Origin of the sequence: Paenibacillus sp. SORGH_AS_0306 (genome assembly GCF_030819345.1) — a bacterium.
Lineage (GTDB): Bacteria > Bacillota > Bacilli > Paenibacillales > Paenibacillaceae > Saccharibacillus > Saccharibacillus kyungheensis.
Window position 1 is genome coordinate 909,906 of record NZ_JAUTBP010000001.1, and the last position, 15,481, is coordinate 925,386.

The 15,481-nt window shown below is 39.5% G+C and carries 15 protein-coding genes; 10 read left to right on the forward strand and 5 right to left on the reverse strand.

Annotated elements, in window-relative coordinates; genetic code table 11:
* Positions 1-41 precede the first annotated feature (41 nt).
* Positions 42-3,071, forward strand: coding sequence for a PAS domain S-box protein (locus QE450_RS03920; protein WP_307297128.1), 3,030 nt, complete (start codon positions 42-44; stop codon positions 3,069-3,071).
* A gap of 94 nt (positions 3,072-3,165) precedes the next feature.
* Here QE450_RS03920 and QE450_RS03925 read toward each other — a convergent pair whose 3' ends face one another.
* Positions 3,166-4,023 (reverse strand): DegV family protein, encoded by an 858-nt coding sequence (locus QE450_RS03925; protein ID WP_301261501.1) that lies wholly within the window; start codon positions 4,021-4,023, stop codon positions 3,166-3,168.
* 178 nt (positions 4,024-4,201) lie between these two features.
* Positions 4,202-4,789, reverse strand: coding sequence for a hypothetical protein (locus tag QE450_RS03930; protein WP_307297132.1), 588 nt, complete (start codon positions 4,787-4,789; stop codon positions 4,202-4,204).
* 117 nt (positions 4,790-4,906) lie between these two features.
* Here QE450_RS03930 and QE450_RS03935 point away from each other — a divergent pair, with 117 nt between their 5' ends.
* Positions 4,907-5,290 carry a DUF423 domain-containing protein gene (locus QE450_RS03935; RefSeq protein ID WP_307297135.1) on the forward strand — a complete coding sequence of 128 codons (384 nt, stop codon included), beginning with the start codon at positions 4,907-4,909 and terminating at the stop codon, positions 5,288-5,290.
* A gap of 158 nt (positions 5,291-5,448) precedes the next feature.
* Here QE450_RS03935 and QE450_RS03940 read toward each other — a convergent pair whose 3' ends face one another.
* Together QE450_RS03940 and mtnA are read right to left on the reverse strand one after the other, a co-directional pair.
* Positions 5,449-5,991, reverse strand: coding sequence for a hypothetical protein (locus tag QE450_RS03940; RefSeq protein ID WP_273615508.1), 543 nt, complete (start codon positions 5,989-5,991; stop codon positions 5,449-5,451).
* Positions 5,992-6,311: 320 nt separating this feature from the next.
* On the reverse strand, positions 6,312-7,409 hold the full coding sequence (gene mtnA / locus QE450_RS03945) for an S-methyl-5-thioribose-1-phosphate isomerase (protein WP_301261498.1): 1,098 nt from the start codon (positions 7,407-7,409) through the stop codon (positions 6,312-6,314).
* A 233-nt stretch (positions 7,410-7,642) separates the two neighbouring features.
* Here mtnA and QE450_RS03950 point away from each other — a divergent pair, with 233 nt between their 5' ends.
* The 8 genes from QE450_RS03950 to QE450_RS03985 all read left to right on the forward strand — a co-directional run bounded on the left by QE450_RS03950 (position 7,643) and on the right by QE450_RS03985 (position 14,666).
* On the forward strand, positions 7,643-8,107 hold the full coding sequence (locus QE450_RS03950; RefSeq protein ID WP_204824853.1) for a Dps family protein: 465 nt from the start codon (positions 7,643-7,645) through the stop codon (positions 8,105-8,107).
* A gap of 109 nt (positions 8,108-8,216) precedes the next feature.
* Positions 8,217-8,813 (forward strand): DUF1802 family protein, encoded by a 597-nt coding sequence (locus QE450_RS03955; protein WP_274170494.1) that lies wholly within the window; start codon positions 8,217-8,219, stop codon positions 8,811-8,813.
* 248 nt (positions 8,814-9,061) lie between these two features.
* Positions 9,062-9,844, forward strand: a complete 783-nt coding sequence (sufC, locus tag QE450_RS03960) for a Fe-S cluster assembly ATPase SufC (protein WP_069326962.1) — start codon at positions 9,062-9,064, stop codon at positions 9,842-9,844.
* Positions 9,845-9,873: 29 nt separating this feature from the next.
* A complete protein-coding gene (gene sufD, locus QE450_RS03965) occupies positions 9,874-11,175 on the forward strand; it encodes a Fe-S cluster assembly protein SufD (protein WP_273615511.1) in 1,302 nt (433 codons plus the stop codon).
* Positions 11,172-12,392 (forward strand): cysteine desulfurase, encoded by a 1,221-nt coding sequence (locus QE450_RS03970; protein WP_274170493.1) that lies wholly within the window; start codon positions 11,172-11,174, stop codon positions 12,390-12,392. Before sufD ends, QE450_RS03970 begins: the two co-directional genes overlap by 4 nt.
* A complete protein-coding gene (sufU, locus tag QE450_RS03975) occupies positions 12,382-12,807 on the forward strand; it encodes a Fe-S cluster assembly sulfur transfer protein SufU (protein WP_273615513.1) in 426 nt (141 codons plus the stop codon). The genes QE450_RS03970 and sufU overlap by 11 nt, the downstream gene beginning before the upstream one ends.
* A gap of 33 nt (positions 12,808-12,840) precedes the next feature.
* A complete protein-coding gene (gene sufB, locus QE450_RS03980; RefSeq protein ID WP_204824849.1) occupies positions 12,841-14,238 on the forward strand; it encodes a Fe-S cluster assembly protein SufB in 1,398 nt (465 codons plus the stop codon).
* A gap of 101 nt (positions 14,239-14,339) precedes the next feature.
* Positions 14,340-14,666: an MmcQ/YjbR family DNA-binding protein gene (locus tag QE450_RS03985; RefSeq protein ID WP_307297151.1), complete on the forward strand. Its 327-nt coding sequence runs from the start codon at positions 14,340-14,342 to the stop codon at positions 14,664-14,666.
* A gap of 68 nt (positions 14,667-14,734) precedes the next feature.
* On the opposite strand, the gene QE450_RS03990 is transcribed toward QE450_RS03985, so the two are convergent.
* A complete protein-coding gene (locus QE450_RS03990; RefSeq protein WP_373461942.1) occupies positions 14,735-15,364 on the reverse strand; it encodes a 3'-5' exonuclease in 630 nt (209 codons plus the stop codon).
* Between the last annotated feature and the right edge of the window lie 117 nt (positions 15,365-15,481).

Below are 15,481 nucleotides of genomic sequence, written 5' to 3' on the forward strand. Positions count from 1 at the left end.
TTTACATTAAGGGCATAAGAAAGATTGAGAGGGATAGACCATTGGACAATCATGAACATGAAATTCTTCAAAACCTGATATCTGAAAGTGGTGCGTACCGATCTCTTTTTGAATACCACCCTGATGCGATATACGTTATGGACAAAAAGGGAAATTACATTTATATCAATCCAGGTGTAGAGAAGATTTCAGGTTATACCATAGATATGCTAGAACATGTTGATAACAATAGAATTTTTGGAGAAGAACGTACTGATATACGTTCTCCATATGTTGCAGAAGTATTGGAGGGCAAATCTGTTCAATTTCAGACTCAAATTTACCATCGAGAAGGGCATTTGATTGATCTAGATGTTACATATACACCGATCGTAATTCAGAAAGAAATTGTAGGCATTTACGGAATTGCCAAAGACATCACTTCACGCAACAATATCGAACAAAAGTTTAAAGAAGCTGAACGAATGTATCGTTTAATTTCTGAAAATGCAGATGATTTGATTACTTGCTCGGATGCAGAAGGTAGAATTACATACATTTCGCCCTCTGTAGAAAAGATTCTAGGGTATTTACCTTCAGAATTAATACAAACCTTATCTACCGATTTAATCTATCCAGAAGATATTTTGCAGTTAGAACCTCCATTTCAATCTCGCAAAGCGGTTGAGATTCGTTGTATATGCAAAGACAAAACGTATAAATGGATCGAACTTACAGTCAAAGCGATTACAGATGAGCATGGAGAAATATGTCAATATATGGGGATAGGACGCGATATTACTGCCCGTAAGCAATCGGAAGAAGAACTTCGCAAAAGCGAAGAACGGTTAGCACTGGCACAAAGTATCGCAGGCTTTGGATACTGGGATTGGAATTTGGACACACAGGAATTAATCTGTTCAGAGCAATTTCTGGCTATTTTAGGGTTGGAATCTCCATCTGCTAAATTGTTATATCGTCATTTTTTGGCAATGGTACATTATGATGATCGTGATAAAGTACGGACTGCTTTTCGGCAATCGGTCGCTCAAGAACATATCAATATCGAATGTAGACTGGTCGATCGCACTAATCAGATCAAAACAGTGAATATTCAGGGAACTCTGGTGACCGATGATCAAGATGGTACACGCCAAATCGTAGGTACTATTCAAGACATAACAGAAAGTCGTCTGATGGAAGATCTGATTCGTGAAAGTGAACGGCAATATCGTATGCTGTCCAATAATACATTGGACTTGATTTCTTCGCATACCGCAGATGAACATTTGAGTTTTGTATATACATCTGCTTCTGTGAAAAAGTTGCTTGGTTATACAGGCGAAGAACTGATCGGCAAAAGTGCTTATCTTTTTTATCATCCTGAAGATTTTCAAAATGTACGTGATTATATCAACGGGATTACAACGGTCACAGAGCACAACGAGCAACAGACGGTACATTATCGTTTTCAACACAAAGCAGGTCATTATATCTGGTTAGAGAGTACAGCAACGTATACCCCTAGTCAGGTTGAAGGAATCAAGGGCACAGTGATCGCTGTATCCAGAGATGTAACCGATCGGAAATTAGCTGAACAGCGTCTACAAGAAAGCGAACAGCGTTACAAATCACTTGTCGAATACAATCCTTCGGGTGTCTATACATTTGATCTACAAGGTCGTTTATTTAATCTTAATCCTGTTGCCGAAATTCAAAGTGGATATGATCGCACAGAACTAAAAAATATCTACTTTGCCGAGTTGATTCATTCTGATCTACGTGAGCAAGCATTAGATCATTTCAACAAAGCCAAAATGGGATTACCACAAAATTACGAGACGACTTTAGTACATCATACCGGTCATCAAATAGAAGTGAATATTACAAATGTACCTATTATCGTAAGTGGCGAGATTACAGGTGTATTCGGAATAGCGACAGATATTACAGAAAGCAAAAAGTATGTCGAACAGATTAAAAAGATCAGTGATGAGTACAATTTAATTTTGAGTTCTGTCTCAGAGGGCATTTATGGAGTAGATACTGAAGGTAATGGTATCTTTTTGAATGCAGCAGCATCTTCTATGTTAGGCGTGTCCAAAGAAGAATTTATAGGATCGCCTGTACACGATGTGTTAATGCATACCAGAGCAGATGGAGAGCCGTATGCTCTTGCCCATCATCCAGTAGAGTTAACGATGCAAGACAGCATTTCAAGACGGGTAACAGAAGATGTGTTTTTTCGCCGCGATGGTTCTAGCTTTTTTGCTTCTTATCAGACCAATGCGTTGCGAGATCGAGATCAGATTATAGGTGTAGTGGTTGTGTTTAGCGATCGCACGAATGAGAAAGCAATTATCGAAGCAAAAGAATCGGCAGAGCGGGTTGCTTATGCGAAGTCACAATTTATTTCGATGATGAGCCATGAGATTCGTACACCGATGAACGGGATTGTCGGTATGGCTGAATTGATGCTTGATCTTGACCTCAATGAAGAACAAGCTAGTTATATTCATATTATTCGCCAGAGTGGTAACGAATTGATGCAGATTATTAATGATATTATGGATGTGCATCGACTGGAAAATGGAAATGTAGAACTGGAACAAAATGTGTTTGATCTTCATGAGTTAATCAATGAAGTCTATCAATGGTTTTTGCCTACAGCTCAAAGTAAACATCTACGATTTGAAAAAAATATAGAGCAGGAAGTTCCCAAACTCGCTCGCGGCGATATGCCTCGCATTAAGCAGGTACTGGTCAATATTATCGGTAATGCGATTAAGTTTACAGAAAAAGGAAATATTCGGATTAGCGCTGGCATTTCTTATATGTCGCAAGATGATGGAATGATGTTGCACTTCCGCATTACAGATACAGGCATAGGCATACCAGCAGATAAATTAAATGAATTATTTCATTCATTCTCGCAGGTACATCCGGTTATGAATCGTCGTTATGGAGGAACAGGACTAGGATTGTTTATTTGCAAAAATCTGATCGAGCTGATGAATGGAACGATTGGAGTCGAAAGTCAAGAACATCATGGATCTACATTCTATTTTAGTATTCCATTACAACTGAATTAAATATAAAGAAACCTGTTAAGAGGCATACCATCAACGATGCTTCTTAACAGGTTTTTTGCATATAACTAATGAATAGTTAGCGTCTAGTACTGGATCAATCCATTTTTCTAGCATACATAATAGCGATAGTCTGAGGGCCACAATGACTGGAAATAACGCAGCCAGCTTCAGTAATCATAACTTGGCGAGCATCGGTTTGTTCACGCAATACAGCTTGCATATGTCTTGCTTCTGCTTCTGCAAATGAGTGAACTACAAAAATAACATCTTGATCGATAGCATGTCGATGAGCCAGTGTATTGCGAAGAAGTTGTTCGACTGCTTTTTCACGCTTGCCTCGTATTTTATAAGCCGGCACAAGTGTACCCTGTGTAGTCACTTGAATAACCGGACGAATTTTGAGCAAGCTACCAATCAGGTTTTGCATTCCAGAACAGCGTCCACCTTTGTACAAATACTCTAAAGAGTCAATAGCGAACTCGGTCTCTATTTGTGAACGCATTGATTCAAGTAACTGTACAATCTCTGTAACCGATTGCTGTTGATGGATCGCTTGAACAGCTTTCATAACTAATAAGCCGATCGAGCTGGATAAATTTAAAGAATCGACGATAGTGACCGCACCTGCGGGAAATGTATTTGCGGCAAGATGTGCATTCGCATACGTAGAAGAGAGCGCAGAGGACAGACTAATATAAATAATCGTGTCACCATTGTCAATAACAGGCTGAAACGCTTGAATAAAATCAGCCGGGGAAGGTGCAGACGTTTTGGGTGTTTGTCCGGTCTGTTTTACTTTTTCATACAATTCGGCTGGGGTGATATCTATACCATCTCTGTATACTTCATCATTAAAATTCACATATAAAGGTACGACACCGATCTGATTTTCCTGTAACCATGTTTTCGGCAAATCGCAAGTACTATCTACAAACATACGAATAGATGTCATAATAATCTCCTGTCTTTCAATCGAATCCAATTATTCTATATACCTATAAGCATACATTCTAATAGTATATCATGATTCACAGTATACAAAAAAGCAGATAGTGACTGCTATCCACAAGAATAGAAGTTACTACCTGCTACTAATATTACTGATCACTTACTCTAATCACACATCGCTTTTAATAATTGCCTTCTGAAAAGATACCAAGAAGCAAAGAAAGTAATAGGAATGCGGCTGGAAGAGCATTTAACACCACGCCAAGAATTGCAAAAATTTTGCGACGTTGCTTGATGCAACAACCAACAATACCTAATACAAGCCCGGTAAAGTTAGCAAAGATCATAAATCCCCAGATCAAAATAAGTACAACCAGTCCGCCTAACATGCCAGACATCCATGCGGTAATATTTTCTTCATCTAACATTTCCAAAGAAGTCCCTGTACTTCCAACAGCAGAAGCAACCATAATGACAGCAATAACCACCAAAATAATATTGATCACAATCGTAGATAGTCCAATCACAAAAGAAGCTACGCCTAATTTAGAATGCGGCCATTTTTGACCGGGTGGCAACGCATATGGATCATTCACGGTATACTGGTTATAATCAGTATAGTGCGGTGGAGCGGTAGGTGAAGCATAATCTTCTCTAACAGGCTCTGATACTAATGGATCTCTAAATTCATTGTCTGGAGCTGGATCAGAATCCGTATCTTTTTTCAGGTTAGGAAATGATGAATTGCGTTTTGGATCATAAGGGTCCATAAATGTAATCTCCTTTACAGTATATGTATGTACCGTTACTTTTTCATAATTTCCTCACAAATGCAAGTATTTGAGTAAGGTATAATCAAAATAAACAGATTAGCAGGAGGCATATTCATGCAACGCACATATTTAATTATCGGCTCTATTCTAGGAATGATTGGAGTAGGGATCGGCGCTTTTGGTGCTCATTTATTAGAACCTATTATTGGTGCACAATTAATGCAGACATTCAAAACAGGGGTAGAATATCACTTTGTACATACATTAGCGATTATTATGGTTGCTATTTTAGCAGGAGTGATTGGTGAATCGAGTCTATTACGCTGGGCAGGTCGATTGTTTACGGTCGGTGTTATTATTTTCTCAGGCAGTCTATATGTATTGAGTATCACTGGAATCAAAGTGTTAGGAGCGATTACACCTATAGGTGGATTATGCTTTATCGCTGGTTGGTTAATGCTAGCGTTAGTCGGTGCCAAATACGGCAAACGTGCGTAAAAAGTATAGATACTAGCATTTGCTTCTAATCATTATTTCTAATCGTAAGATAATCAAATCATAAAGTAATCAAAAAAAGCGTTCTTCTCTGTAAAAGAGAAAAACGCTTTTTTTTGATCATTGTCTTTACTAAAAGAATACATGTGCAAGAAAACGATTTAAGTATGTTGAAAATCATCAATCTCATTCAATTTGAAAGTATACACTTGTTTTTCATCTACATGATATACACTAATCGTTTGATTTTCATTATCAAAATTTAAGATACGACAAGGTATCGAGAAACGATCACCACGATTGTTAATCGTTAAACGTACCAATGTATTATCTTTGATGTAAAGAGCTAACCAGCTGTTCATATCGTTTTCAATTTTTTCATGCAAGATAGCCGCTGATTTCACTTCTTGTTTTTGTTTTTCAAGTTTTTTGACCAGTGATGCAGTTTGAGCTGTAATCGATTGTTTGCTTTCAGATATACTTGAGATATCTAAAGGCGTTTGTTGTTTGGTTTTATCTTTCAAAGAACTTTCAATCTTTTGTCCAAGTTTGATGCCAGAAACAACTCTAAAATCCGCCAATTCTTCGTGATTATTGAGAATTTCAAGCAGTTTTTGAAGAGCAACAGCGTTGTTTCGACCAGAGATCATCAGGTCAACGTTAAATAAAAATTCGGCTTCGTCGTTAGTTGGCTTTTTATCCATGATTCTCCCATCTCACTTATCCTATCAGAATATTAAAATTTTTTTACAATTCATTATAACCTAGCATTTTTAAAATGAAGCATATCATGTGTAAATACTTCGGAACCTATTATTATTGTATCAACAAGCAAACACATATGAACCATAGAAATGTAAGCCTTATCTATACCTTTTATCGGATGGGTTGTCGAAATATGTTACAAAAATATATTGTATTTCGGGGCAAAAAGACCGGTATCCTATCGGACCCGGTCGGCTCAACAAAATCATACGTGATGCAAAGCAGATATCACATTATACGGACATAATATGAGTATGGATTACACTTCAAATATATTTCTTAGACCTTCTTCATACGAAGGATAAACAATACCTTTTTCAGTGATAATTGCAGTTACGTATTCGTTAGGTGTTACATCAAATGCCGGGTTAAACACTTTGATATCTTGTGGAGCAGTACGCTTGCCAAATCCTTCAGTTACTTCTTCCGCAGAACGTTCTTCAATCGGAATTTCAGCACCGCTGGCAGTTGATAGATCAATAGTAGATAAAGGGCAAGCTACATAGAATGGAATATTGTGTGCTTTTGCCAAAACAGCAACACTATACGTACCGATCTTATTCGCTACATCACCATTAGCAGCCACACGGTCTGCACCTACGATAACCGCTTGAATCCAACCTTTAGACATCACCATACCTGCCATATTGTCACAGAGAAGCGTAACATCAATACCTGCTTGTTGCAATTCAAATGCTGTTAGACGAGCACCTTGAAGCACAGGACGAGTCTCATCGGCATAGACTTTTAAGTTGATTCCTTTTTCATGAGCAAGATACATAGGAGCAAGTGCTGTACCGTATTTGGCAGTAGCCAGTCCACCTGCATTACAGTGCGTCAATACACCCATACCATCGCTAAATAAAGGAAGGGCATGTTCACCAATCATCCGGCATACTTCTTCATCTTCCACATGAATAGCTATTGCTTCTTCTAAAAGACCTGCATTACGATCAGCAGTTGTACCAGCTTGTTCTGCTAATTGATGAGCTTTTTTGTTCATACGATCTAAAGCCCAGAACAAGTTAACAGCAGTTGGACGAGACTCAGCCAGATAAGCAGCCGTTTTGAGCACATGTTTGAGCCAGTGGTCTGCATCTTCGCCTTTATATTCCCATGAGCCTAGAACAACGCCATACGCCGCAGAGATACCTATAGCAGGTGCTCCGCGTACTTTCATTGAGCGAATAGATTCAAAGACTTGCTCGGACGTAAACAATTCAAGCATTATAATTTCATCCGGCAATAACCGTTGATCAAGCATTAGTAATTTATCGTTATCCCAACGCAATGATAATAGAGGTTCAAATGGCGCTTTAACTGGATTCTCATCCGAAGTTGAAAATGATGGATTCATATAAAGAAACACTCCTTGTCCTATATATCGTCAAACATACATCTTATTCATAACCAACACTTAAATAGTAAACGTTAAAATATAGGATATCGGAAAAGAAAGGATTTGCACAGTCTTTTTTCAATATCTATTTGTTTCGTAGATGAAATACAAGGGTAATTTGTAAACAGACGAGGCTGAGGATAGAAAGTCTCCATACTTAAACCTAAATGAAGAAAGAGGGATAACTAATCATGACGAATACAACTAACAAAGGTCAAACTAAAAAAGTTGAAGAACTTCTAAATTTACAGGTTGCTAACCTGAATGTATTATATGTAAAAATTCATAATTTCCACTGGTATGTAAAAGGTGAAAACTTCTATACATTGCATATCAAATTCGAAGAATTGTACAACGAAGTAACGTTGAAAATGGATGAAATCGCTGAGCGTCTATTGACTCTTAAAGGTTCACCAGCTGCAACGTTAAAAGAATATTTGGAACTAGCTACTATTCAAGAAGCGAACGGAACAGAAGATGCGCGTACAATGGTACAAACATTGATCGAAGACTTCGCTACAGTGAATGAGCAATTCCAAGAAACAATTGAATTGGCAGAAGAGGCTGATGATCAACCAACAGCAGATATGTTGATTGCATTCAAAGCAGATCTTGAAAAACACATGTGGATGCTTCGTTCTTTCTTGGGTAACTAATCCCATCTCAGATGTACTGCATAAGTGTCACCCTGCTACATTGAAGTCCTTCACATCTGCGATATAATAGGTGATAACAAACCGTTACAGAAAGTGAGGGCGACGATGGATGGCGGAATCAGTATTGGCTTTAAAAGAATGGGCTTCGGTTATTCAGGCGTTGGAGCAAGGAACACAGATACTTTTGATGCGCAAAGGTGGCATTGTTGAAGAAACACGTCACTTTGAATTGAAAGATCATTCCTTTTACTTATATCCAACTTATGAGCACCAACGTCGTGAATTGCTCAAATCTCAATATAATCATTTGGTAGACGAATCACTTAACGGCTGGTCTCCTGATACGAGATCAGCTGGTATTCGTCTGTATGCAGAAGTGACCGATGATTTGGAAATATTCGAGCAAGACCAGCTAGATGCTTTACTGGACCAGCATATCTGGACAGATACGTTTGCCGAAGAACGTTTGCATTGGAAAAGAAAAAGTCCGCTTCATTTACTGATTGTGCGGGTATATATACTTGAACGACCGATAGAGATCCCTGTGCAGGACCAGTACCTGGGCTGCAAATCATGGATTTCTATACCAAGTGGTCTGGTGACGAGCGAATTGACGCCGGTGCTGGACGCTGCGGAGTTTGAGCGAATGAGAACTGTCATTTTGCAAGCTTTGCAACAGGCGGGACATTCTACAAGGCTTGACTGAGTGATCGGTCAGGTCTTTTTTGCATGGTGTAAGATTACGCGTTTCATTGCGACTACTTCAAATTTATTATAAAATAACTTGAGAATCGTTGAGAATCAGTTTAGAATGGTTCTAAGAGAGATTTATTCTTAGACTTTATCTAAATGTCTTTTTATGTTTCGTACATCAGAGAAGTTGTGTCACTATACTCTCTGTTGACAGATATAGATCCAACCAAACTACTTATTTCACTGGAGGTCAAAACTATTATGGCAACGAATTTCGTCATTGAAGGTTTGAAAGCAACAATCGACAATAAGGAAATCCTTAAAGGGATTAACCTTTCAATGAAAGGTGGAGAAATCCACGCAATCATGGGACCTAACGGTACAGGTAAAAGTACACTAGCATCTGCTTTGATGGGACATCCTAAATATGAAGTAACTGAAGGAACAGTCACTTTAGATGGTGAAGATGTGTTGGAAATGGAAGTAGATGAGCGTGCTCGTGCAGGTCTGTTCTTGGCGATGCAATATCCAAGTGAAATCACAGGCGTAACAAACTCTGACTTTTTGCGTAGTGCGATCAATGCACGTCGTGAAGAAGGTAAAGAGATTTCATTGATCAAATTTATCCGTCAAATGGAAGGAAGCATGAAAGAGCTAGACATGAATGCTGAATTCGCACACCGTTACTTGAACGAAGGTTTCTCCGGTGGTGAGAAAAAACGTAACGAAATTTTGCAAATGTTATTGCTTGAGCCAAAATTAGTTATCCTAGATGAAATTGACTCTGGTCTTGATATTGATGCTCTTAAAATTGTAGCAAACGGCGTAAACAAAATGCGTAATGAAGATCGTGGATTCTTAATCATTACTCACTATCAACGTCTACTTGATTATATTACTCCTGACTATGTACACGTAATGATGCAAGGTCGTATCGTGAAGTCCGGTGGCCCTGAATTAGCTGCTCGTCTTGAAGCAGAAGGTTACGATTGGGTTAAAGAAGAACTTGGTATTACAGACGAAACTGTAGGTCAAGAAGCGTAAAACACTGTACGGAAGGAGGAGCTAATAACATGACATTGCAAACGATACTTCCATTAAATCTGGAAGCTCTTAAATCATTATCTCAACAAAAGAACGAACCAGCATGGTTGACTGAGAACCGTTTGAAAGCACTTGAACTTGCTTCCAAACTTGAACTTCCTAAGCCGGAAAAAACCAAGATCGACAAATGGGATCTTTCGGATTATGGAACTTATCAGGCACCTGTTAAAGTATCAACATTAGAAGAGTTGCCTACATTGATCAGTGCACTGGTTGAAGGCAATGAATCCGATAACCTAATTGTACAAAAAGATTCAGGGGCGATTTTCTCTAGTCTATCTGATGAATTGAAAGCACAAGGTGTTATTTTTACAGATTTGGAAACAGCTGCTCGTGAACACGAAGAGTTGGTGAAGCCTTATCTAACAACAGTCGTTGCACCTGACGAGCATCAATTAACAGCTCTTAATGCAGCGATGTGGAATGGTGGAGCATTCTTGTACGTTCCTAAAAACGTAGAAGTTAATATTCCTGTACAAGCGATCTTTTTAACTGAAAATGCTGGTGCTACTTTTGCACCTCGTATTCTAGTTGTCGCTGATACGAACAGTTCTGTAACGTATGTAGATAACTATATTTCCGCAGGAGACGATGTTCGTGTCCATAACGGTGTAGTTGAAATTGTTGCTAAAGCAGGCGCTAAAGTTCGCTATGCAACAGTTCACCAATTCGGTGGCAGTACGACAGATATGAGTTACCGTCGCGCAATCACTGAAAACGATGCTTCTATTGAATGGATCATCGGTGAAATGAACGATGGCAATACAGTTACAGATACAGCAACAGTGCTTAAAGGAAATGGTTCAACATCTGATGCCAAAATCATTGCTGTAGGTTCTGGTTCTCAACGTTTGAACTATACAACCAAAGCAGTTCATTTTGGTAAAGATACAACAAGCCAAATGATCACTCGTGCTGTCATGCGCGAATCTGCGAATGCTATCATTAATGGTATTACCAAAATCGAACATGGTGCAACTCGTTCGAATGGTGAGCAGACTGAAAAAGTATTGATGTTGAGTCCAAAAGCTCGCGGTGACGCGAACCCGATTCTTTTGATCGACGAAGATGATGTTATGGCAGGACACGCAGCATCTGTAGGTCAGGTTAACCCTGAACAAGTTCATTACTTGATGTCGCGTGGTATTACTCGTCCAGAAGCAGAGCGACTGATTATCTACGGTTTCCTGGCTCCAGTCGTATCGGATATTCCTTTGGAACGTTTGCAGACTCGTTTACAGGAACTGGTTGAAAGGAAGCTAGGTCAGTGAACCCAGCTATCCGCGAGCAGTTTCCGATTTTACATCAGGAAGTAAACGGACATCCGCTTGTCTATCTAGATAATGCAGCAACCTCTCAGAAGCCACAGGTTGTACTGGATGCGCTCAATCATTATTATGAGCACGATAACTCCAATGTACACCGCGGCGTTCATACACTGGGAACACGGGCGACTGACGCTTATGAAGGTGCTCGTGAAAAGATTGCTCGCTTTATTAATGCAGGACGCAGTGAAGAAATTATCTTTACGCGTGGTACAACAACAGCACTCAATCTAGTGGCTTCTTCTTATGGTCGTCCTCGTCTACAACCAGGGGACGAAATCGTGATTACACCGATGGAACATCATAGTAATCTGATTCCATGGCAACAATTAGCCAAGGCAACAGGAGCAACACTTCAATATATTCCGCTACAACCAGATGGTAATATTGATCTGGCTGATGTGGAAAAAGTAATTAACAGCAAAACAAAGATTGTCTCGGTCGTCTATGTATCTAACGTGCTTGGTGTAGTCAATCCAGTCAAAGAAATTGCTGAGATTGCTCACCGTCATGGTGCGATTATGGTCGTAGATGGTGCACAAAGTACACCGCATATGAAAGTCGATGTACAAGATCTGGATTGTGATTTTTACGCATTTTCCAGTCATAAAATGTGTGGACCTACTGGATTTGGAGCTCTATATGGTAAGCGTCAATTGCTTGCTCAAATGGAACCGATCGAATTCGGTGGTGAGATGATTAATGATGTGGGATTGTACGAATCTGACTGGAAAGACGCTCCGTGGAGATTTGAAGGCGGTACGCCGATTATCTCTGGAGCGGTTGGACTGGGAGCAGCGATTGATTTCCTGACTGAAATTGGAATGGATGAAATCGAAAAGCATGAAGCGCATCTTGCGAATTATGCGATGGAACGTATGTCTCAGATCGAAGGTTTGACGATTTATGGACCTGCTAAGCGTAAAGTCGGTATTGTAACGTTCAATCTGGATGGTGTTCATCCTCATGATCTTGCAACTGTACTTGATACGTTCGGGGTAGCTATTCGTGCTGGACATCATTGCTGTCAGCCATTAATGAGATGGCTTGGAGCAAGTTCTACGGCACGCGCAAGCTTTTACCTGTATAATAATGAACAAGACGTAGATCGTTTGATCGATGCGTTGGTTCAGACGAAGGAGTATTTTGGCGATGAAACTTGATGATCTCTACCGCCGTGTGATTATGGATCACTACAAAAATCAACGTAACCGCGGTGCTTTTGAAGACGGAGCGATGACGGTTGAACTGAACAACCCAACCTGTGGTGACCGAATATCTCTACAACTTTTGGTGGAAGATAACAAAGTGAAAGATGCCAAATTTTCTGGAGACGGTTGTTCAATCAGTATGGCTTCCGCTTCAATGATGACAGAAGCTGTAAAAGGCAGAACTTATGAAGAAGCACTTGAACTTGCAGACCGCTTCTCTGCTCTCATGAAGGGCGAAGATGTGGAATTTGAAGAATACGAAGAGATCGAAGCCCTATCTGGAGTAAATAAATTCCCTGCTCGCATCAAGTGTGCTACGTTGGCCTGGAATGCCCTACGCAAGGGAATTGCCACAGAAGACAACTAAAATCTTCACAAATTAGATGGGGAGGCTACACAAATGGCTAAAACAGCACCAGAAATGGAAGAATATAAATATGGTTTCCGTGATGATCACAAGTCTATTTTTCAATCCGGTAAAGGACTGAACAAAGAGATCGTAATGGAAATCTCTCGCATGAAAGATGAGCCGGAATGGATGTTAGAATTCCGCTTGAAAGCTTTGGAACAATTCGAAAAAATGCCTATGCCTGATTGGGGCGGCGACATCAGTGACTTGGATTTCAACGATATCCAGTACTATGTTAAAGCATCTGAAGGACAAGGTAAGACTTGGGAAGAAGTACCGACAGAAATTAAAGAAACTTTTGATAAATTAGGTATTCCTGAAGCAGAGCAAAAATTCTTGGCTGGTGTATCCGCTCAGTACGAATCTGAAGTTGTATATCACAGCATGCAAAAAGAATTGGAAGATCAAGGCGTTATCTTTATGGATACAGATACAGCTTTGAAAGAACATCCAGAAATTTTGCGTGAATACTTTGCTACCGTTATCCCTACAACAGATAACAAATTTGCAGCATTGAACAGTGCAGTATGGTCAGGCGGAAGCTTTATCTATGTACCGAAGGGTGTACAATGCGAAGTGCCTTTACAAGCATACTTCCGTATTAACTCCGAGAACATGGGTCAATTTGAGCGTACGCTAATCATCGCAGACGAAGGCAGTATGGTTCACTATGTAGAAGGCTGTACAGCGCCAATCTACAGCACGAACTCATTGCATAGTGCTGTTGTTGAGATCGTATGTAAAAAAGATGCTCGTGTACGTTATACAACGATTCAGAACTGGGCTCCAAACATCTACAACTTGGTAACCAAACGTGCAGTTGCTGAAGAAAATGCAACAATGGAATGGGTAGATGGTAACATCGGTTCCAAATTGACAATGAAATATCCTGCGGTTGTTCTTAAAGGACGCGGCGCTAAAGGTATGGTATTGTCTATCGCTGTTGCAGGTAAAGCACAACATCAAGATGCTGGCGCAAAAATGATTCACCTTGCACCGGATACAACATCTACAATTGTGTCTAAATCGATCAGCAAACATGGTGGTAAAGTAACGTATCGTGGTCTAGCATCATTCGGACGTAACTCCGAAGGTTCTAAATCCAATATCAAATGTGATACGCTGATTCTGGATAACCAATCCACTTCAGATACAATTCCGTACAATGAGATCAAGAACGATAACATCACTCTTGAGCATGAAGCGACCGTATCTAAAGTATCTGAAGATCAACTCTTCTACTTGATGAGTCGTGGTCTAAGCGAAGATGAAGCAACGCAAATGATCGTTATGGGCTTTATCGAGCCATTTACAAGAGAATTGCCTATGGAATATGCAGTAGAAATGAATCGTCTCATTAAATTTGAGATGGAAGGTTCTATCGGTTAATTCCTTTTATAGCAAGGAATTTTACATTAAAAGCGGGACAGAAAAGGGGGATTGCCCCGATTCTGCCCCGCTTTTTTATAAATTTAAAGGAATGATCACTTATGAAAAGCAAACAAGAAGCAATAGATTATTGTATGGCATACAACAATGTATATGAAGATCATCCATTCAAAGATGCCAATTGGACGTTAATCCGACACCGACATAACAAAAAAACATTCGCATGGATTTTTGAAAGAGAAGATCATATCTGGATCAATGTGAAATGTGAACCTGGTATGATCGAACAATGGCGAGCAGAATATGAGTCTATCGTGCCTGCTTATCATCTGAATAAAGACCATTGGAACTCGGTGATATTGGACGGTTCTATTTTGGCAACAGACTTGAAGCATTTAATCAGTACCAGTTATGAAATGACAAAATAATATACTGTTGTGCAGTCTTTATCTATACAGGTAAAGTACATAGTTCGTATCTGAGAAATAAACTATCTTTATTTTCTTGAGTTAGAACGGAATCCGAATTTCTTTTTACTTTTCGCAGACGAAGCAGAGAAGGATCTATACCCACCTGTATACATCTGACCAATCTGATAGCCATGTGCTTTGGCAAGTTCGGCAGGGCTGATATGCTGTTCTTGTTCTAACAACTTTAACAACACATTAGCTGTTGCACGTGCATCTTCTAACGCATCATGGTGGTTAAAGGTAATATCATAATGATTGGAGATCACATTCAATTTATGAGAAGGCAGATGTGATAGTATTTTTTTGCTAAATAGATACGTGCAGTAATAATCAAAAGCAGGATAATCCAGTAGCGCATGATCCAGACAATATCGTAATACACTCATATCGAATGAAGCATTGTGCGCCACGATTGATTTATTTTCAAAAAAAGGTAACAGTGTCGGCCACAATTCTTGAAAAGTCGGCTGACCTTTGACCATCGCTGGCGTAATTTTATGAATACTGATATTCATCGGATCAAAATGTTGATCAGGGTTAATCAACCATTCTTGTTCAAACACGATTTTTCCTTGCGATACTTCTACAATCCCTATCGAACATGCACTGGATCGACTAGAATTGGCAGTCTCAAAGTCGACAGTTACAAAATCCATATGATAATACTCCTTTCTATTCTGAGTGGCGGTTCTTATATTGTTAAGTATAAGGTAGTGCCCACAAACCACAAAAATAACTGACAACGAAAGATCGCCGCCAGTTACGTCTGTTTG